General features: G+C 32.3%; 24 protein-coding genes. 4 read left to right on the forward strand and 20 right to left on the reverse strand.

Annotation, left to right across the window (positions count from 1 at the left end; translation table 11 throughout):
* Nucleotides 1–549 precede the first annotated feature (549 nt).
* Complete coding sequence (locus AC1DKZ_RS18345; protein ID WP_219302189.1) at nucleotides 550–1431, forward strand: cation diffusion facilitator family transporter; 882 nt, start codon at nucleotides 550–552, stop codon at nucleotides 1429–1431.
* Here the strand turns inward: AC1DKZ_RS18345 and AC1DKZ_RS18350 are convergent.
* The 5 genes from AC1DKZ_RS18350 to AC1DKZ_RS18370 all read right to left on the reverse strand — a co-directional run bounded on the left by AC1DKZ_RS18350 (nucleotide 1421) and on the right by AC1DKZ_RS18370 (nucleotide 4164).
* The gene (locus AC1DKZ_RS18350; protein WP_016094107.1) at nucleotides 1421–2056 is read right to left on the reverse strand and encodes a phosphatase PAP2 family protein; all 636 of its coding nucleotides are present in this window, start codon (nucleotides 2054–2056) and stop codon (nucleotides 1421–1423) included. The two genes, AC1DKZ_RS18345 and AC1DKZ_RS18350, sit on opposite strands and share 11 nt — an antisense overlap.
* 77 nt (nucleotides 2057–2133) lie before the next feature.
* On the reverse strand, nucleotides 2134–2889 hold the full coding sequence (locus AC1DKZ_RS18355; protein ID WP_476996798.1) for a sporulation protein: 756 nt from the start codon (nucleotides 2887–2889) through the stop codon (nucleotides 2134–2136).
* Complete coding sequence (locus AC1DKZ_RS18360) at nucleotides 2871–3692, reverse strand: serine/threonine protein kinase (protein ID WP_242308425.1); 822 nt, start codon at nucleotides 3690–3692, stop codon at nucleotides 2871–2873. Before AC1DKZ_RS18360 ends, AC1DKZ_RS18355 begins: the two co-directional genes overlap by 19 nt.
* Nucleotides 3692–3874, reverse strand: coding sequence for a hypothetical protein (locus AC1DKZ_RS18365; RefSeq protein WP_002141661.1), 183 nt, complete (start codon nucleotides 3872–3874; stop codon nucleotides 3692–3694). Before AC1DKZ_RS18365 ends, AC1DKZ_RS18360 begins: the two co-directional genes overlap by 1 nt.
* A 110-nt stretch (nucleotides 3875–3984) precedes the next feature.
* On the reverse strand, nucleotides 3985–4164 hold the full coding sequence (locus AC1DKZ_RS18370) for a YozD family protein (RefSeq protein ID WP_002012644.1): 180 nt from the start codon (nucleotides 4162–4164) through the stop codon (nucleotides 3985–3987).
* A gap of 149 nt (nucleotides 4165–4313) precedes the next feature.
* Here AC1DKZ_RS18370 and AC1DKZ_RS18375 point away from each other — a divergent pair, with 149 nt between their 5' ends.
* On the forward strand, nucleotides 4314–4481 hold the full coding sequence (locus AC1DKZ_RS18375; RefSeq protein WP_000456534.1) for a DUF3930 family protein: 168 nt from the start codon (nucleotides 4314–4316) through the stop codon (nucleotides 4479–4481).
* 4 nt (nucleotides 4482–4485) lie between these two features.
* Here the strand turns inward: AC1DKZ_RS18375 and AC1DKZ_RS18380 are convergent, their stop codons facing one another.
* The 6 genes from AC1DKZ_RS18380 to AC1DKZ_RS18405 form a co-directional block, all read right to left on the reverse strand.
* Nucleotides 4486–5064 carry a hypothetical protein gene (locus AC1DKZ_RS18380; RefSeq protein ID WP_002031745.1) on the reverse strand — a complete coding sequence of 193 codons (579 nt, stop codon included), beginning with the start codon at nucleotides 5062–5064 and terminating at the stop codon, nucleotides 4486–4488.
* Nucleotides 5061–5204, reverse strand: a complete 144-nt coding sequence (locus AC1DKZ_RS18385; RefSeq protein ID WP_176523134.1) for a hypothetical protein — start codon at nucleotides 5202–5204, stop codon at nucleotides 5061–5063. Before AC1DKZ_RS18385 ends, AC1DKZ_RS18380 begins: the two co-directional genes overlap by 4 nt.
* A gap of 67 nt (nucleotides 5205–5271) precedes the next feature.
* Nucleotides 5272–5415 (reverse strand): hypothetical protein, encoded by a 144-nt coding sequence (locus tag AC1DKZ_RS18390; protein ID WP_002031747.1) that lies wholly within the window; start codon nucleotides 5413–5415, stop codon nucleotides 5272–5274.
* Nucleotides 5416–5603: 188 nt separating this feature from the next.
* Entirely contained in the window at nucleotides 5604–7589 is a 1986-nt protein-coding gene (locus tag AC1DKZ_RS18395; RefSeq protein ID WP_476996799.1) for a hypothetical protein, read from the reverse strand.
* Nucleotides 7576–8223 (reverse strand): hypothetical protein, encoded by a 648-nt coding sequence (locus tag AC1DKZ_RS18400; protein ID WP_476996800.1) that lies wholly within the window; start codon nucleotides 8221–8223, stop codon nucleotides 7576–7578. Before AC1DKZ_RS18400 ends, AC1DKZ_RS18395 begins: the two co-directional genes overlap by 14 nt.
* Before the next feature lie 4 nt (nucleotides 8224–8227).
* Nucleotides 8228–9697, reverse strand: a complete 1470-nt coding sequence (locus tag AC1DKZ_RS18405) for a dsDNA nuclease domain-containing protein (protein WP_476996801.1) — start codon at nucleotides 9695–9697, stop codon at nucleotides 8228–8230.
* 287 nt (nucleotides 9698–9984) lie between these two features.
* On the opposite strand from AC1DKZ_RS18405, the gene AC1DKZ_RS18410 reads away from it, so the two are divergent.
* On the forward strand, nucleotides 9985–10194 hold the full coding sequence (locus AC1DKZ_RS18410; RefSeq protein WP_476996802.1) for a hypothetical protein: 210 nt from the start codon (nucleotides 9985–9987) through the stop codon (nucleotides 10192–10194).
* A 1019-nt stretch (nucleotides 10195–11213) separates the two neighbouring features.
* On the opposite strand, the gene AC1DKZ_RS18415 is transcribed toward AC1DKZ_RS18410, so the two are convergent.
* The 4 genes from AC1DKZ_RS18415 to AC1DKZ_RS18430 form a co-directional block, all read right to left on the reverse strand.
* Nucleotides 11214–11417, reverse strand: coding sequence for a hypothetical protein (locus AC1DKZ_RS18415; RefSeq protein ID WP_476996803.1), 204 nt, complete (start codon nucleotides 11415–11417; stop codon nucleotides 11214–11216).
* A 91-nt stretch (nucleotides 11418–11508) separates the two neighbouring features.
* On the reverse strand, nucleotides 11509–12999 hold the full coding sequence (locus tag AC1DKZ_RS18420; protein ID WP_476996804.1) for a phage major capsid protein: 1491 nt from the start codon (nucleotides 12997–12999) through the stop codon (nucleotides 11509–11511).
* On the reverse strand, nucleotides 12950–14218 hold the full coding sequence (locus tag AC1DKZ_RS18425; protein ID WP_476996805.1) for a phage portal protein: 1269 nt from the start codon (nucleotides 14216–14218) through the stop codon (nucleotides 12950–12952). Before AC1DKZ_RS18425 ends, AC1DKZ_RS18420 begins: the two co-directional genes overlap by 50 nt.
* Nucleotides 14219–14708: 490 nt before the next feature.
* Nucleotides 14709–15899, reverse strand: a complete 1191-nt coding sequence (locus tag AC1DKZ_RS18430) for a DEAD/DEAH box helicase family protein (protein ID WP_476996806.1) — start codon at nucleotides 15897–15899, stop codon at nucleotides 14709–14711.
* Between the two features lie 313 nt (nucleotides 15900–16212).
* Here AC1DKZ_RS18430 and AC1DKZ_RS18435 point away from each other — a divergent pair, with 313 nt between their 5' ends.
* Nucleotides 16213–17217, forward strand: a complete 1005-nt coding sequence (locus tag AC1DKZ_RS18435) for an AbiTii domain-containing protein (protein ID WP_476996807.1) — start codon at nucleotides 16213–16215, stop codon at nucleotides 17215–17217.
* A 197-nt stretch (nucleotides 17218–17414) separates the two neighbouring features.
* Here AC1DKZ_RS18435 and AC1DKZ_RS18440 read toward each other — a convergent pair whose 3' ends face one another.
* The 5 genes from AC1DKZ_RS18440 to AC1DKZ_RS18460 form a co-directional block, all read right to left on the reverse strand.
* Nucleotides 17415–17624 (reverse strand): hypothetical protein, encoded by a 210-nt coding sequence (locus tag AC1DKZ_RS18440; protein ID WP_476996808.1) that lies wholly within the window; start codon nucleotides 17622–17624, stop codon nucleotides 17415–17417.
* Nucleotides 17625–17764: 140 nt separating this feature from the next.
* Nucleotides 17765–17896 (reverse strand): hypothetical protein, encoded by a 132-nt coding sequence (locus AC1DKZ_RS18445; RefSeq protein WP_476996809.1) that lies wholly within the window; start codon nucleotides 17894–17896, stop codon nucleotides 17765–17767.
* 94 nt (nucleotides 17897–17990) lie between these two features.
* Complete coding sequence (locus tag AC1DKZ_RS18450; RefSeq protein ID WP_242247406.1) at nucleotides 17991–19466, reverse strand: recombinase family protein; 1476 nt, start codon at nucleotides 19464–19466, stop codon at nucleotides 17991–17993.
* Between the two features lie 5 nt (nucleotides 19467–19471).
* Nucleotides 19472–19621, reverse strand: coding sequence for a hypothetical protein (locus AC1DKZ_RS18455; protein ID WP_170960748.1), 150 nt, complete (start codon nucleotides 19619–19621; stop codon nucleotides 19472–19474).
* 273 nt (nucleotides 19622–19894) lie between these two features.
* The gene (locus AC1DKZ_RS18460) at nucleotides 19895–20110 is read right to left on the reverse strand and encodes a YozE family protein (protein WP_476996810.1); all 216 of its coding nucleotides are present in this window, start codon (nucleotides 20108–20110) and stop codon (nucleotides 19895–19897) included.
* Nucleotides 20111–20132: the final 22 nt, after the last annotated feature.

Consider the following 20132-nt stretch of genomic DNA (forward strand, 5'->3'; position numbering starts at 1 on the left):
CAGAGGTTTTTTCGTTTTCAAATTGTTCTTTATCTTTGTCTCTTTCTGGAAAGTGAATATTATAATGCTTTCTCCTCTTCTTATTGAAGAATTTTGTTATCATTTCTTATATATTACTCACACGAGGAATTACAAAGAGTCATTTTGCGAAAAATATATATGAAAAAATTTTTGAGAATCGTTATTCTCGCCCTCTTTCCATTTGCCATAATCATCATTACTTGTTTAATAAAGTGAAACTTTAATCAGTGGGAGTTTTGTTCATCCCCCACTGATTATTAGCCTTCACCAATCGGGCGTTTACGGGCAGCCCGACTCCCACCTAACTTCTTTGCTCCAACTGAATTTTGAGGTGGGGGTCTTACTGCCCTCAAATAGCGGGATAAATTTCTACTTTGTACTTTTCAACATATTTTTCCTTAACGAAACTTTGTTATCCCCTTCTTAAAAAGCTATAAAACGTCAACAATGTTTGTATAGACCCACACGAGTTTCGTTTGATACTCTATGTATAGAAAGAAATTCCTTGTAGAAAGGCGAGTGATTAAAATGGATTCTCTTTCTCATAAAGAAGCTGATAAAGGTGCTATTGTCAGCATTATAGCCTACATATTTTTATCCTCTATGAAAATCATCATCAGTTATATTACCCTCTCTAGCGCATTACGTGCTGACGGTTTGAATAACTTAACGGATATTGGTGCTTCTTTAGCAATATTAATTGGCCTGAAAATTTCTCGTAAGCCTCGTGACCCAGATCATCCATATGGGCATTCGCGTGCAGAACAAATCGCATCACTTGTTGCTTCCTTTATTATGGCAACGGTCGGATTAGAAGTTGTTATTAGTGCAATTCAATCGTTTTTCAATCCGAAACAAGCAGCACCTAATGTACTTGCTGCTTGGGTGGCTTTATTTTCTGCTGTCGTTATGTACGGTGTATACAAGTATACGAAAAAGATTGCAATGCGAACAAAAAGTAAATCATTAGAGGCTGCTGCAAAAGATAATTTATCAGATGCTCTTGTAAGTATTGGTACAGTAGTAGGTATAGTCGGAGCACAGTTCCAAATGCCTATTTTGGACCCTATTGCTGCTTTACTTGTCGGTCTTATTATTTGTAAGACCGCGTGGGAAATTTTCGTAGAAGCTTCTCATATGCTAACAGATGGAATTGATCCTGAAAAAATGGATGAATACGCTGATGCTATCGGGCATATTTCAGGTGTAGAACATATTGTAGATATTCGTGCTCGTATGTATGGGAATCAAACGTATGTAGATATTACAATTGAAGTAGATGCTCGAATAGATGTTAGAGAAAGCCATTGTATTACTGACAATATTGAAGATATGCTTCGAAAGAAATTCGGAATTTACCATGCTCATATTCATGTGGAGCCCATGCAAAAAGAACCTATTATGACATAGGTTCTTTTTTAATGAACGCCTTATGAAATATAACACATAAAACGAGCCAGCTACCTCCCGCTGCCCATCCGGCTAATATGTCAGATGGATAGTGCACGCCAAGATAAATTCGGCTAACTGAAATAGATAATACAACGAAGCTTGCTATAAAAATAATCAGCAACTTTTTATGCAATGAAATACGATCTTCTGTAATTGTGACGTATGCAATAAATCCTAAAAAAGCAGTAGCATTCATCGTATGACCGCTCGGAAAGCTATATCCAGTTGCTGTAACAAGCTGCGTCACATCAGGTCGTGCTCGTTCATACCATAGTTTGAGCATACTGTTCAAATAACGTGATCCGTAATAATTAATTGTTAGAAGTAATGCACTTAATATTTTTTTTCTAAGAAGAAAATACATTACAAGTATAATGAGTAACGGGAAATATATTCTTTTTGAACCGATAAAGGACACCCAAGTAAAATAGGTTGTCAAATACTCGTTTCGGAAACTTTGAATAAAGTGTGCGACTACATTATCAAATTTTTCAATACAAGCGGTATGATACGAAAGTGATAGTGCGACAAAACAAATGAGTAGTGTACAACTTAACAAGTATAAATGTCGGTATCGTTTCACATACATAACCTCACTATGCAAAAAAATGGAGCGGTTGTTTTAGTTTTCCTCCCCATTTCTTTTTTATGCATAGTTTATTAAAAAATATTATTGTTAATTTTTTGCTGCATCGTTGGAATATCTTCGTTTGTTACTGTAAAGCGAATAACCTTCTCATCAAGATCAAGCGCCTCTGCGAATAAACCAGCCAATCCACGTGATTTTCTATCTACTTCCATAATAATTTCTAATCGGTCGTGGGCACTTGGCAAAATTAATAATTCTAATTCATCTAATTTCCCATAATACTCTCCGGAAACTGGAATAAACTCAAATTCTTGCGCGAATGGAACTTGCTTACGTAATCGATACGGTAATTCTTCGCATTCTACATGACGCGCTTTAAAACCTAATTGATTTACACTATTTAATACACTGTTCAATAGCGCATTCGGCAACACTTGAATATAATCACGGTCACTTGGATCAATACTACGTTTAATATCAAGGCCTGTATGAACCCAAACCGTTTTCATTCCAAGTGTTAGTGGTACTTCAATTGGCATTAAAAACGAAAATGGAATTTCCACTTTTTCATTTGGCTCTACAGAAAATGGATCTGTTAAACGAACTCGCTCCAAATCATACGTTGCCATTACTTTTTTATCATCCACTTCTCTTACATATGACGTCGACAATGTTAAGTAAATGCTTTCAATTTCTTGGTTAATTGAACCTCCAGTTATATGAACCTTCCCTACTATCTCTTCTCCAACTATATACTCATCTTTTTCAAGAACAGTATCTACTTTTGCACTACCAATACCAACGCTTGCTAAAAACTTTTGAAACATGAAGTCTCCATCCTTTCTAAAGCGTAAGCTACATCTTTTTTCAAATCTTGTACATTTTCATAGTAGGGCGCTTTCATTTGTAACATTCGCATTAGCATGTCGCGATTATATTCTTCCAGCGCTAACTCTTCATACCAAGGTTTTTCCTTTTTTTCAGTCGATTCATAACTAGCATACAATAAAAATAATACGAAATGACCGAGCGCATAAAAATCGCTACGAAAGTGAACTTCTCGCATCAAAGCTTGTTCACCTTCATAAGTTATAGCACGCTCATCACCCTCACCTTTCAATTTAGCCAATCCAAAATCAATAATACTAATCTGATTTTCTTTCATTAATATGTTTGGAATACGTAAATCTCGGTGAATGATACCTTTACTATGAAAATACGAAACAATTCCTAGTACTTCATATAAAATTCCAAAAACTTCACGTTCATCATATACTTGGCCATCTAAGAAAATACAATCTTCGAAATTTTCCCCCGGCATATACTCCATCACCAAAAAGTTCTTTTTCTCCCATATGAAATGATCATGTAGGTTAGGAATTGACGCATGATTTAATGTTTGTAAAATCACTTTCTCTTGCTCAAATGATTTTCTACCAGACTCATATCTTTGTTTACTTTGCCTTAATTGTTTTAAGACTTTATATTTATTTATTTGCAAATCATTAACGATATATGTAACCCCATAACTGCCCATTCCAATTACTGATTCAATCTTATAACGCTCTGCAACGATTGTATTTTTTCGCAGTGGTCTATCAAATAAAGCTAGTATACGACGCCATTTCATCAGCTACTTGAAAAGAAACTACGGCTTTTACGTTTTCTTTTATAATGCTGATGCCCATAACCAGATGAACGTCGTTTATTATCGCTACTTGAATATGAGCGCCCTCTATGACGATAATCACTACTTGAATACGAACGATGTTTTTTCTTTCCTAATAAAGAATCAATAATTTTTTTGAACATCCCTTCACCTCTTGTATAAAATTTTCTTTTAATTATACCAACAATTCTTGTCTATATTTGTGACAAGTTTGTAAAGAGTAAAAAACGACGAGTTAAGCCCGCCGTTACTTTCAATCTTCCTCTTCATCAAAAACTTCATCAATCATGCATTTCTCTAATAAATACTCAAATGTAATATCTGCCAGGTCCTCAATTTCTTCTCTTTTTGGAACGTACCCTCTTTCAATTAGTCGCTCATAAAAAAACTCCGCAATCTCTTCCGTGTCAATTACGACTTCAATTTCCTTCATGAGCATCACTCCTTTATTTCTGTTTTATGAAAAAATCTCAAAATTATGTATATGAGATTAGAAAAATAGTTTTTCTTTTTTTATAAGTCATATCATGTAGGTAAAGGGCATACGATGTTAGTACAAGCTATCCAAAGGGGGAAATAATAATGGAATACCAATATGAAGTAGATCAAGAAGTAGGGCAAACAAAAGAAGAGTTCATGCATGAAGATCAATGGGCAGACTCTCTTATTAAATGGCTTTTTATTTTTTTAATAATTGTAGGCATACCTTATACTGCATATGTTGTTGTTCAATTTATTCTCTCTTTCTAGTTAACTATTTTTTCTCTGTCAATTTAACTAAATAATTTTGAACAACATCCATAACAATTTTATATTCTTCATCTTTAAATGTATCGAATAATAAATGATAATCATTATAAATATCTAATAACCCATCAATAATTTCTTGGCGATTCGTCTTTACACTTACTTTTTTCGAATTGTTAATCGACTTCAATTTTCCTAAATCCAATTTATTCATACCAGCTTTATCTTGTTTCATTTTCTTCAAAATTGCATTTGCCGTTTGTGCATTGGCAAGTAATGTTAAATCTGATTCATCAGCTTCTAACCATTCACCATCAGTAATTCGTGACAATTCATATATAGTATCTTCCCATGCATCATTTTTATATCTCCATACTTCTGTACGAAAACCAACAATACGAAAAACATCTTTATCATATCCAGTTACTTGCACGAGATCACCAAAAGTAAAGTTATAATTTAATTCAATCCACTCTGTGTCGCCCTTTTTCATTTCCTGCTCTGTAACATGCTGCAAAGTTTGTTCAACATAAAATCCATCGTGATTATTTACTTCGTATACGTAAACTCCATCTAAAACTTTCATATTTGTAATCTTTCTATTTTTATTGGCTCAAGTTCTTCTTCATAAAACTCCTTGAAGATATCCGTATCCTTTAATTTTGAGTAAAGTTCCAACATCTTCTTTACATCTTCTAAATCAACGGAATATTCGTTCACCTTCATGTGTATCACTCCTTTATATAATTATAAATCAGAAAGAAAAACCCGTACACACTGAATATGTACGGGTTTAACTTGCTTTCTCATTGTCATTTTTATCTTCACTTTTACGTTCTTTTTCGTCTTCCAGTTTTATTTCTTGTGCCAATTCAAGGAGGGCTTTTGCTGCTTTACGAGCATCAAACTTTCCAATTTCTTTGTATTTAAAATTCATGATGCCTCTCACCTCTGCCGATATGATATGCGAGACGTTTTGTCTGTGTTCTTTGTCCCTATCGTTTTTCTATCGAGAGAATGAAAAGTGTAAATCAAAAACTAAAAAAAATAAAAAAGCCTCCCTAAAGGGAAGCTTTCTCATAATCAATTATTATTTAATTTCTTTTAGATTTCATTACATAAAACTTAATCATTAATCTCTTGAATCAAGAAAGTATCTTCCCCCAAATCAAGAACAGTATGATTTTCTTCTAATAATCCTGTATTACCGGATGTAAAAATAATTTGAATCTCTCCTTTGTGCTCCTTTGCAAGTAACTTTAAGATTGTAGTAAACGCATTAAAAGTGCCTTTATCCAAATTCTGTTGTCGAGGTTCATCAAAAATAAGAATTTTAGGATGATTTGTATCTTTTTCAAGCGCTGTCTCTAGAAATGCCAAATAATAACTAATAATAATTCGTATAAGACCACTGCTTGAAGTAATATAGAACAAATTTTTCCCGTCGATTTTTGGCCTATAATCATTTTTATCGATTGTTATTTGTTGAAATATCTTATTTGTAGCTTCTTTTAGTTTTTCACCATCAAACCCGTCTTTTATAAACTCAAGCTTCTTTAGCAACTCTTTAAATGCTTTTGTAAAAAACTTAAGTTTATCATCATCATCTTTTTGTTCTTCTTTCTTATTCACACTTTTTACGAGCCCCTGAACTTCTTCGTCAAGGTTATCAATTTCTTGTAGTGCCAATTCATATTTTGAAATTATCGCTTTTTCTCGAGTTAAATTACTGATTTCATTATTTAATCTGCCTATTTCTCTTGATAAAAAATGATACTCTTTTAAATAGTCAGGTTTTAGCCTTGTATCTAGTTCATCTAGGGTTTCTTGTATTTCTTTAACATCTAAATTAAGCAAAAATAATTTACTCTCAATTTCTTCTCTTTCCCTTACTTTCAACTTCTTTATGTTTTCAAAATCCTTTTTTTCATCTAACAAATATCCAAATAACTGTTTGCTTTTCGGATGATTATTTATCATAAAATCATGTCCGCATAATGAGCAATTATTATTTTCAAGTTCGTACTTTTCATCAATTGTAATATTACTTAAACAATGGGGACACTTTTGAATAGGCAAAATAGAAATCATTTTTTTTGCAGTACTTAACTTATCTATTTTATCAATATCTAAATTTATCTTATTGATATAATAGCTATATTCTTCTATTTCTTTCTCCAGAATATGTAGCTGCTCTTCTTGTCTTCTAGTGATATTGTTTAGCCTTCTGAATTTTTCCCTTAAAGGCTTAACATTATCATTCACTTCTATTTTACTCTCTTCTATATTAGATAATTGCAATTGATATTGTTCCAGCTTATTATTCAATTCTTTTGTTTCTTGTTCGTTAGCCGCTAAAGATTTTAATTTAAAAACAGATAATATATCCTCTATATCCTGTAATGATCGACGTTTTCCCTTCAGTTCTTCCCTTTTAATCTTGAGCTTTATCTTCTCGCCTAAATTTTTCACAGTACTAAAATTCATTAATATTTCAAATACCTTTTGTTTAAGTTCTGGAACACCATAGTAAGGATTCACTGCTTGGATATCATTCCATGAAGTTTGAGGGATAATAAATAATGGCATCAAATTTTGAAAATAGACTTTTGTCCCATCATATTGTACTTCTGGCAGATCAAAATACTGGAATAAGAATTCTTGAAATGTTTTGTTCCCGTCTATATAAGCATCCTTTTTTATTTTCAAATACTCTATTTCTTCTGCCACATCGATATTTTCTATACCTATATTGTGATATATAGTAATTGGAGAATTTCTTTCTAACGCATTTCTTGCGATTGTAACTCTTTTGTTTTCATGATTGATTAATTGAAGAAAAATTGTATTTTGAATTACCTCTTCACCATTAATTTGCTTCATGATAGGCGGAAAATTAGTATCATTCCAAGACGATTTCCCATATAAATCTTCCCCGCCTAAAGCGTATATGATTGATTTAATTAATGTACTTTTCCCAAGGTTATTCTCACCATAAATTAAATTAATTTCTCTTTTTGTTCCATCTTCTTTTAAAAATGAAACAAACCTACCATATTTCCGATGTGACTCCGTCAAAATATCTATTTTTATAGCCTCAATATACATCATTTCCCCCCCCTAAGATTAGTTCTGGAAAATTACTAAATATAAACTTATCTATAGCTTCATTAGTTGTATTCTTAGGAAATATATTATTAATTATATTCATTCTATTAGTCCACAAAGGTTCTTTTTGTTGAATTTTATCAGCGATTTCCAATCCTAAACTAGTTAAACTTATACAAAATTGAGGTTTTCCCGAACTCGTAACCTTAGATAATTCTAATTCGATTAACCTTTTACTGAGCATATAGTTAAATATTTCATCGTACCTATTATCCCAAGGTCCTCGTAAATAATGAATCATTGGAGAAAAAGCTTCATATTTTTCATATGCCTTTAATTCTAACATTTTATTTAAATTGGTTTTATTTTTCTTTTCCAACACCTTTTCTAAATAAAAGGGATATCTAATTAAGAAATCGTAAAAAGCAAACTTTCTTCTGCCATATAAAACAGGATAATTAGAAACAATAGTCTTTTCATTACCACATATTCTAATTAAAAGTAAAATTCTATACGTATGAAAATCATAATCATCATCCGGCTTTATATAGTTAATTTGTTGATCCAAAGGGACCATATCCATGTTAACTCTATTATTCATTAATATATTAAAAAACACACTACTTTTCTTTTCCATAAAATTACTCCTTATGCCATTTGAGCGGACATTCAGCGGCAATTTGGTACATTTGAGCAAATACAATCTCATTATCAATTTCAATCTGTTTACTTTTTTCAAACCCTCTAGATTCCCTGGTTAATTCTTCCTGCAAATCTAACCAAAACTCATGAGGATTGAAATCTACCTTTGCCTGCTTCTTCCTAAATTGATTAAAACAATGACTCCTTACTTTTCTCTCAAGCTCCTTTATTACCTGATATTCATTTGTTCTGCCGTTCAATTTTAGCTCTTCAAGGTAAAGTAAGTATGAGCATCTATTAGTAGTTGCAATATCTATGAGAAATTCAGTATCCAGACCTAATCCAATATTAGAAATTTTTCTTTCTAAGTTACTTTGTTTTTCCCTTTCCTCTTCTCCCCTCACTTTAACCCTTTCTATTTCATCTTCTTCAAAAAACTTCAGATTTATCTTATCAATTTCTTGCTTCTTGCTAACCATCTTCTCATTTTCTTTGTCCTTTAAACTCTCTAATATATTATTCATTTTATCTTCCAGACTATCAAAACGATAATAAATTTGTACTAGTACACCATCTGCCTTCTGAAAAATTTCATCCTCTGACTCTCTAATAATTTCTGCAAACAAGTTATTTGTTAATACTCTCTTTTCTACCAGACTTTCTGATGACTTATGAAATACTTCTGAAAGCAACCTTGCTTCCATAGTCTTAGAAACACACTCGATTTCTTTTATTTTAGAGATAAGCTCAATATTTTCTGTTTTTAATACTTCTATAGATTCTTCTGCTGAAATATCATCAAATTCCCATTTAATTTTAGATATAAAATCTTTCAATTTAGCGTCATCTTGAACATATTTCATTGCTATTTCATACTGTTTTATTATATTCTCCTTTTTATCTTCTAATTCTTTGATTGACCTTTGGATTTTTTCACTGTTCGGGTCATCACTTATTATTTTATTATTTCTCGTTAATATCATTTCATCAAATTTCTTGATTTGAGCATCTTTTTCTTTTGTAATAAACTCCTCTATAATTTTCCTACTTTCTAAAATTAACTTCTCCAATAGCTCTTTATCTAGATCGCCATCACTTACTGCCCATTTATCTAAAAGCTCGCTTTCTCTAGACACTTTACTATTTGTAATAAATTGGAATTCGCCTGAATACTTACAGCTATACTCTGAATACAAAATAAAAAAGTTAAATATTGATTTTTTTATATCCTCACTTTTTAAACTAAAAGAAGTAGAATAGCACTTAACTTGTGTAAATCTTACGATTGAGTTTATTATATCTAATTCTTTGATATCGTCTTCAGTTTCACAATAAATCTCTACGTTATTTCCTGCTATATAATTCCTTATCCATGTATTCAAAGTTTTTAAATACTGATAAAGAAAACCTCTGTTGGTTCCAATAGCATCTGTATTTTTTTTAAATAGGGATAATTCATAGTTAACCACGACAACTCACCTACAAAATCATTTATTATTCTACATTTTTCCATATCTATTATTATATACTAACTTATTGAATTATTACATTTCTTTCTAATTCAATATGTGATTTAGTTTTTATTAGACCTTATTATTTTGAAAATCGGCTTTATTTTATTTCAACGGAGTTTGGGCGTTTTCTTTAATGCTGAAAACTTAACTTCTACTAAATAATAATGAAGGTATAAGCTTTCATAAAAAAGAAATAATATCGGTGAGGTTATTAAAATTGAACTAAGAGGGAGAAAATAAATATGTCTGATAAGAAGCAAAATTATTCAAAAGAAGAATTAGCCCTTCCAGAAATCTCAAGTTTAGATGAGCCGAGCAATCGGGAGGAATTTGGCGAAGGTGTTACAGTTCACATAAGATCTTATCCAGGCATGGCAGTCGGAGATAAAGTCACACTTGAATGGCGTGACACTCCATCGTCGGAAGAAGACGAAAAGAAGGATAAAGAATAAAAATAATTCTAGGGGATATTCGTATAGAATAAGCCCTTTTTTATTTCAACGGAGTTTAGGTCAATTGGTACCTTAAAACTCTTTCAAAAAATCCCTAAAACATGTGTACGAAATACCCCGTTCGGTATATAATTATAAATAGATATATATATAAACTCTCGGAACTCAGTAACTAATCGCAACAGAATATGAGAAATAAAACATTCCCGTGAGCTTTCGAGGTCATTTGTACTTTGAAGGGTTCACGGGTTTTTGGGGTTTTGGTACCGGAAGTGTAAACTCACCTCACCTCGTTATTAAGGGGCGTATTCGTTTTTTTCTGAAAACAAGAGGCGGTACCCTACGAGGATGAAGCCCGACTACCTCGCCCTACTAATCTCTTTCATTTTATAAAACTTTTAATTCATTCTACAACTACTTACACTCTACTACTTCATCCCTGTTCCCTCACCTCATTCACTTGTTGCTTCACTGCTTCATCATCTACAACTACTTCATCATCATCCATCATCATCTACCTTCGACTGACTGACTGTTCGACTGCTGTCATGACTACATCATCATTCACTTCATTCATCACATCATTCACTACATCATCTACATCATCTACATCATTCACTCTATCATTCACCTATTACATTGATGTGTGATTGCATCATCATTCATTATGATTGTTGTATCATCATCTATCCTTATGATCTACATACATCATACACATACGTTATACCATACGATTGTATATGCTTAATACATATCACTAATCATTACGATATAATCGCTAATATATCTGCTAATATAACAGCATATATATCTGCATATATATACGCTTATTATACTGCCTTATATACTGCTATATATTATATGAACTTATACATTATATCGGCAGATATGCTTACGTCTCATATGCTTTTTATATAGCGCTTACTATCATATACTTCCATAATGATTACATCTACTTATACCTCATATAGATATACATACATCTAACCACTATCTAATGCCAATATCATATACGCTTATCAGATGTTATTACGAATAAAGCCAAAACTTATTGGAGCTAGCCCCTGAGATAATAAGACGCTATTCACTTTAGTATATAAATCTGTCTTATTCTTAGTTTGTTCTTTCAAATGAAATATGGCTATCTTTGCTACAAGAAAACGATAATCATCTTCTTTAAGCACCGATTTAATTCTTTCGATATCTTTTAATTCTGTTGTCATTTTCACGACCTTCTTTCATGTGATATAGGAGTATAAAAAGAGAGCCTATAAAAGGCCCTCCTTGTGAAGTTTTTCGCAATCAAAATTACAATTAAGATACTTTAAGCTTTGCAACTGCTTGAGGATTTGTTACAGCTGAATCAGCGAAGAAATCATATACATATAAAGCTGAGCCTCGTAAAGCTTGAGTAGTATCTTGAGTGATTTCCATAATACCTTGCTCTTTCTTAATTAGCATTGATACCGCTTCTGTAATATTGCCAAATATCACAGGTGTATCATCTGGAAGAGCTTCTGTAATATGAACTTCTACATCAAATAATCTGTACTGAATCTTTCCATTCACAACTGCATGTTGGAAATAGTAATGACCAAAACCATCTTTTAATTTTGCAATCTTGTTAAAGAATTTACGTTGAATGATGAACATTGAATCAGACAAGAATTCTGGATTGATTGAAAGGTATAAAGATAAAAGGTCATCCATTGTAACATTACCGGCAGTCGCATTAGAAACAGTAATAATATCAGCATCATTGATAACACCTTGGAATTCGTTTTCTCCTACCCCTACTAGCATACTCTTTTCAACTGCTTTTGCTGTACGTCTTGCAAGTAAATCTTTTGTATAATCTGCAATATCAATTCCTGCATCATTAATAAATTGTTTAGATAAAGAAACTGCTGCACCTACACGTTTTTGTTTCAGTTCTACAAATTTGAATTGTAATGCTGATTCAAGAATGCTATCACCTTCACCTAAGAATGCCGCTACAACTTTGTCATCTTCACGAGAAACTTTGATTGAACCAGCTTCAGGACTTAATTTTTTAGCCTTAGCAAAGATAGGTGAAACCTCAACCATCTTCTTAACGATTTCATTAGCAACGTTTTGAGGGATTAAGCTAGATCCATTTGTTGTCATTTGAAGATTACGTTTCTCTACATTTCCACGCATAATATCTTCAAATTCCTTCATTCCACGATTTTCTTTTTCATTTGTCATTTTAATCATATCTTTTTCCTCTTTCTTTGAATGTTTTGTATTTTCATCTGGTACTTCTATTTCTTCAATTAGATTGATACCACGTGCCGCAATTGCACTTTGTGTATATGCAGGTTCTTTTACTGCTGAAACTTCATAAAGTTCAAGTTCATGAACCGTACGGATAGCCATACCGTTTACATGTTCCCAAGAATCGCGTAAGCTTCTAAATCCAAAACTCATAGATTGAATTAATCCATCTTTGATTAATTGATAGTAATCACGTCCATAAGTTGTTGGTGAAATACGAGCTTCCATGTATAAACCATCACCGTCCTCAAGAAGCGTTAATGATTCATTTTTCGTGGAAGCCAACACTTGTTTGTTGTCGTGTTCACCTAGAAAATCAATATCTTTTGTTCGATTTTCAATCGCTTTAGAGAACGCACCAGGTGCAACTTTCTCTCGGAATTTTTTAACGCCACTAGAAAGAACTTGAGAAAGTTGGCCCGGCTTATTCACGTAACCTTTAACAACTAAATCTCCATCAGAGTTCAGTGATGTTTGGTTGCTTCTTAACTCCATCTTCATTTCCATTTTGTTGCTTCACCCCATTACTATTTTGCTGACCTAACGTGTTTAAATTGATTAGGCTGCCATCTTCATATTTCAAGACTTGTCCAATCGAAAGTGAGTAGTAGTCTTTTTCTACAGTTTTAAAATCTAATTTGTGACGAGCTTCATTAAACGACAAAAAGCCGCCTTTGAAAGCCGCTTCAATCACTTTTACTTTTTCTTCTTCAGTTGTACGTAATAATTCGCTTGTATCAAATCTGAAATAGAATCCAAGCTGTTTCTCTGTATCAGAAAGAAGTTGTTTATCTAACGATGATTCGATAGCTGTAATGATTGGCGATAACGTTGATTGTAAGAACGTTAAGCTGTTCTGTTCTAAACTGTTATACTTATTAGCTGAACTATTAATCATGCTTTCTGGTAAATTGAAAATACGTGCAATTTCAGAAATCATTTGTTTATTACCTTCTGTCATTTGCATTTCATCAGGTCTAAGTGAGACTGGAGAATATTCAAGACCTTCTTCTAAAATTACAGTTCTTCCAGCTTTTTTAGGGCCTGTGTACAAACCTTTCCAGCTTACTCTCAAGCGATCAATGGCAGGTTGAGTTAAACGACTTGCTGATTTTAAAATGCCAAGCGGCAACGCTCCGTTTTGTAATAACGAATTTTGATAATCCAATTGACCAAGAGCGACTTGTAGCAATTCACCGTTGTCATACAAGATTCCATTTGTACCGGAATCAATAACGATTACTTGAGATTCATCTAATGTAATAGTCTGCATTCCGTGATAGATGTACTCTTTCTTAGCTACAGAAATGTAATCTTCCGTATAAATTTCTTCCAGTACATTCTTTGCAGGAAGTAAAGCTAATTGGTTATCTTCTCTTTTATAGATGTAAGCTTTACCTCGTAAGAGGTAATCTTGAACAAGCTGACGTTTCAACGTTTGAGCTGTATCATATTTGTTTGCTGAATGATTAAATAAGTTAGTTCGCTGATCATTCTTTATCTTTTCAATACTTCCATCTACTTCGTTTTCTGTATAAAGATAAATTGGAAGCTGAGAAATCGAATTACTAATTAAATCAACTGATGCTTTAACAGCAGGAATTGATAGTGCTTGTTTTTCATCTATTTCTGCTTGTGGTTTAGAAGAGAAGAAGTGACTAGAAAAATAATCTTTTCCGTTGTCTGCATTTCCTTTTCCCCATCTAAATGGATTTTTTAAAGCCATTGTATCTTTCCTCTCATTATTTGATTTGTTATAAAATCTGTTTCTGTAAGCAGTTAAAGACAAAATAAAAAAAGACATACCATAAATGGCATGACTTATCTGATTTAATATTGGTGCTGAATGAATCAGCATGATAAAAAAAGAAGAGACGACTGATTAAGTCATCTCTACTAAGTTGAAAAGTATAATAAGTAAAGTGAGCCGGAGGACTTTTTATCTCAAACACTTTTCGAAAAATTTGAAGAACGAACTTCTTTTAATGCCATTACAAAAGAAATTAACTACATCGACGAAACTATTAAAACGAAAGAAGTGAGGTATACTTTTCCGAGCACCCTCTCAGACGTATACAGATACAACAACTGTTTTTTAATAACGTCTGTATAAATAATATATATAAGTAAAGGATTCTGTACGAGAATCTATACTCATTATTAATATATACGAGAAGCAAGATATTTTAATAGATTTGAAATTTTTATTCGATTACTTATTTTGAAATAATATAGTACGTAGTTTTTACGTAGTTTTCGGTTTTCCTAACGGTTCGTACTTGATATCCGTTATTCGATAAGATTTGTCGAAGCTTTGCTACTGTTACGTATTTCGAACGAATATCTTTCAAATTCAAATTAACAATTATTTCTTTCATTTGGTCTTTAGTTAACTCGACGTCTAGGTGCTTCTCATCTAGGCTAATCTTTACCGATGGAAGTTTTTGTTCCCTTGTCCGAACAACTAGCAAATCAATGTCATGTCGAATTCGTCCTCTTACTTGAATTTGTTGAGTTAAATTCGTTGTATTTACAATTGCTAAGTTCATGTTTTTATCTGTAATGTTGATTCCTGTTTCTAACGCTCGATTGATGATTAGAACATTATATGGTTCTGGTAAGCTGCCATTCTTAAGAAGATAATCTCTCACTCTTAACTGTTCCAAATTCATTTCTATCACTTGGTTGTTTCTGCTCCAGATGCAAATAGGTTTCAAATCTCTGCTTTTGCACATTTCCTCAAGTTTTTTCATAGCTGATATTTCTCTAGTGAAGATTAGGCACTTTAATCCAGTATATTCAAATGACTGCTTGTATTCATCTAATTGAAATTGAACTTGAGATAGATGATTGATATAAGCTTCTCGTTTATTGATATACCTACAAATTTCTTTGCTCTCAGAAAAATCAATAATAGAAAGAATTTTGGTCAATTCAGGATTTTCTTTTTCTAACATTTTAAGGTAATGAGGGGTGGCGGTAAAATAAACAATTTTAGTTTTACTGTATTCTTTGAACAATTCTTTAATTGCATGAGATAGTTCAACATCATCATTGAAAGTTTGATAGTCAATAAGATTATGAATTTCATCGCACATAATCGTTTCATATTGATTTACAATATCGTTGTTGTATCGAACTTTTCGTCCGAATTCTTTGTAGCACATAACTTCAACAGAAAAAACATCAAAGCCAATGAGCTCTTTTCTATTGCTAAAAGTCCGTTCTTTTTCTTCAATTACTGTTTTAAGATTTTCATTGTCGCAAAGGTATAAGTATGGACCTTTCTTAATTAGGTCGTTAAAAATGAAATGTGTTTTACCTGAACCAGTTGGGGAAACAATAAGAGTGTTGTTTTCAATTTCTTTGTCTTTTAAAAAGAAAGATAGGAATTTTCTTTCGTTCATTTTCTATCACTCCGATATAATTAATTTTTATTACTTTGTATTTATATCCGAATGAACAAAAACGTAAATGACCATTCAAAAACTTTTTCTAAAAATGTCCAAAGACTCAAACAGAACACTGTCATATATATAGTGTCTGGTTTGGGTCTTTAACTACTCAACTAGATTGAAATACTTACTGCGATCAAGCTTCGCTTGAACGCATGGCAAAGGCTCCGCCTTTGAACATATCATAAAATGAGAATTTTATTTCAGATAAGTAGACTCGTTATGTTAAAATACTTATATATAAATTTGTAAAGGTAGGGTGAAAATGGGTAAAGATAGAAATAAAGAAGCACTAGATTTATCTGAGGAAATTTTACGCAACTTTGAACTAAGTGAAATACCTACGCAACATATTGTATTAAAATGTTTAAGGCTAGCTAGATTAATTAATGATCTCGATTCTATGGAATGGCTTAAACAAGAGGCAAACGGGTTTGAGAAAACTGAAGAGGGGTATATTGCCAGCGCGGCTTGGAGTGCTGCAGGAAAATCAGGACGCCGTTACTTTATAGACGACCCTAAAGGTGACCCCGAAAAACCAGAAAGAGTAGAGCGTGCCTTCACTCAAACAATCGCAGTTATGGAGGCAGCAGTAGACGCAGCTAAAGCAAGAATGGGAGTAGCTTATGATAGAAACGTTTCTATCTCTTCCCAATCAACCCTTTTGCCACCAATACCTCCAGGAAACGCTAATGAGCGCAATGCAATAGCAAATATAATCCGCGACAATACTGAAAAAATTGAAACGGTAAAATCCAAATTATATGAATTTGTTTTTAACGTAAATTACGAGCTAAAATTCGGAGATATAACTGAAGATATATTTACACGTAAACGTAAGTCTGTTGACACAACTTTAAAGGATATTTGCCCTGAAGCAATACAAAAATTTATTTCAGTTTATGAAAATCTTAAATCAAATAATGATGAAGATTGGGCCAATGCTGTACATACGTGTAGGAGAATCATTAAAGATGTTGCTGATTCTCTCTATCCACCTTCAGACGAACCTATTCAGTTAGCAGGGGGTAAAACCAGAAAAATAGGTGAAGACCAATATATAAACCGTTTAATTCAATATATTGATAGTAAATCAACAAGTGAAAAATTTTCGGCGATTGTGGGCTCTAATTTGAATTTTATAGGTGAAAGGCTAGATGGTGTTCATAAAGCTGCTAATAAAGGGACTCATGCAGAAGTGACACTAGATGAAGCTGAAAGATACATTATCTATACTTATTTAGTAATTGGCGATATCTTATCCCTTTAAGAATTTGTGAAGACCAAATAAATTTTAATATTATTTTTGTTTTTTATTAAGGATTTTAACTATCAAAATAAAACTTTGTATAATAACGACTATTTATTTAAAGAAGATTCCTTTGGACCTATTTGGTCCTTTTTCTTTTGGGTGATAAAATATTGATTTTATCATAAAAAAACAGTCCGTTAATTAGACTGTCTGAGTCAATCTATGCGTTTTGCTGAATATCCTTTTAATTGTCCTCTTTTAGGTTCCCAACCTTTAATTAATTCTTGAACCCCTTTTTCCAAGCTTCCTCCAATTCGATTTTCAAGAAAACTTGAAGCTTGTCTAATGGAGTTAAAAGTTCCTATCATTTCATTATCTTTATAAAGGATACAAGGAATTGCTTCTCTCCATCCACCATTGCTCACTGTTGTTACCTCCAAAAACATAATCAATAAGATTATTATAAAGGAATTTAAACCAAAAAGTAATCAATGAATTATTGAGTCTTTATAACATCCAAATTTTATTAATAGCTGCAAATAAAAAAGACCTGAATTCATTCAGGTCAATAATCTTCATCTAACGATTCATAATGCCCGCTTTTGTTGAAATATAGGTCGTACATCTTATCAAGAAGTTTCCAACGTTCTCCGTTTTCCATTTCTTCGATAAGCCTTAAAATGTCCTCTGCACTCATGCTTTAACCTCCATATTTTAATATTAAACCTACATTTCAATTCAACAGTTAGCCACATAAAGCCTTCTAAGAGCCATTCTGAAGCCTCATCAATTTATAACCATTCAATTTCTATTGTGGCGTCTTCTCTCGGTTTTGTTGTGTCATGATTCGCTTCTGTATTACTACTAAACCATATTTTCTTAATAAATTTCTTCAAAAACGTATTACATGATTCTGCTTTAAGCTCTTCCAATTTATCTAACGTTTTAATAGCATCTTGCAATCTAGCTTGTTCCTCATCTGTATTAGATAAATTCTCGAGTTTAATATCAATGAGTTCCATCTGTTGCTTAACTTGTTTGATTTGTTCTTCGTTTTCATCACGCATTTCATAAAACTCAGCTTTCGAAATTTCTCCATCCATCCGCATTTCTTTAAGATTCCGTTGACGTTTATTAAATCTGTTTATTTGTTTCTCTAAAGACTCCCTTTGAATTGATAGTTTCTTTTCTACCTCTGTCGTATCAAGTGATTTCAACATTTGCAACTCTTGTTCAAAAGCTGGTTTCTTTTCTTTAACCTTTTGTAATACAAATTGCTCAATTGGCTCATATTTGTATCCACGATCTCTACATTTATTATTATCAACTTTATAGATACATGATTTTATATAATCAATACCATTTCCATCGCATTGTATGTATCGTTTCCTTTTACAACAATTACAGTAAATTAGGTTTTGGAGCTTTCTTGTCGCTTTTAACTTATTAAAGAAATTTCCAGTCGTATTTTCCTCCAATATTTTTTGGACTTCTAAAAACATTTGCTTACTTACAATTGGTTCATGTGCATCTTCAACAAACACTTCATCAACGACTCTGCCATTTACTTTCCTGCCCGCTTTTACAACTCCATAATAAACAACATTTCTTCTCATATTTGAAATGTGCGTCGAAGTTAATACTTTACCTTGCCTACTTCTCCATCCAAGTATATCTAGCTGTTTCGCAATTTCATTTGCACTAACTCGTTCTAATGTCTTTTGAAAAATAAACCGAATTATTTTAGCTTCATCTTCAACTACTTCTAAACGCTTTTCTTCGTTCTTTTTATAACCTAGAGGGACTCTGTTACTCATTGTCCATTTTCCTTGCTCGGCCGCTGCTAATCGTCCTCTTCCCAGTCTTTTACGAATTTGTTTATATTCAAAGTTCGCCATCATTGCTTGGAAGGAAAAGAGCATTTCATTACTTTCCTGAGATAGATCAATTGCCCCTTGAGGAGTCAAAATTTTAATATCGTGGATAATCAACATCTTCTTAATCTCTTCAGCATGAGCGTTGTCACGTGAAATTCTGTCTATATCCATTACAAGAAGAGCGTCATAATCATCTAATCTGCTTAACAATAAATTTAGTTCCGGTCGTTCCGTATTTACTCCACTTGAGATTTCCTGATAAATGTCATAAGTCAACTTTTGCTGTTTTGCAAGCTTAGTTAAGGCGTTTCGATGATTCAATAAAATCTCATCTATGTTTAATTGTTCTTCGTTCCTCGATAAACGTAAGTATATTGCAGCTAATCCCATATGTTTCACCTCTTAATATATGTATTAGGAATGATAACATAATATCCACCGAGTAAAAATAGAAAATTAACATTTGTAACTTTCCCAACGGTTCCATATAGCGTAATCACGACTATGTCTCCTACGTTATATTTAGGTTGTTTTTTCCTTGCCATCAATATCTCTCCTTTTTTAAACGTCGTGATTTTGATAACAGTATATGCAACCTACATAAAAACGCTTATCACAGAAGCTTATATTCATAAATTTTTTCAATAAAAAAGTAGAATTTGTATATAACTTAAAAAAGCTAGTATTTAAACTAGCTTTCACTTTTCATTTATTTTCTAACAGCAAGACGTATTGTAAATAAAAAAGCATAATGAATACTTCACTTCTTTCAAAGTAATGTATTCATTATGCTTTCATTTTCCTAAAACTTCATATCGTTATCTCTCTTGTATATATAAATCCCATGCATCATCAAATATAGACATACTTTCTAGCATTCCACTTAACTCTAAGTATGAACTAATTACATCATAGTCTTCAGATTGCTTCGGAAAACTTAAATCATCATACATTRCTTCTGCTAAATCTGATATTTCATTTTTAAATAAAGCTGCACGGTGCTTCATCATATAATGGTAAAATGTCTTTTTCAAAAATATTCCCTACCTTTCTAAC

Source organism: Bacillus sp. 05T21 (assembly GCF_056396785.1).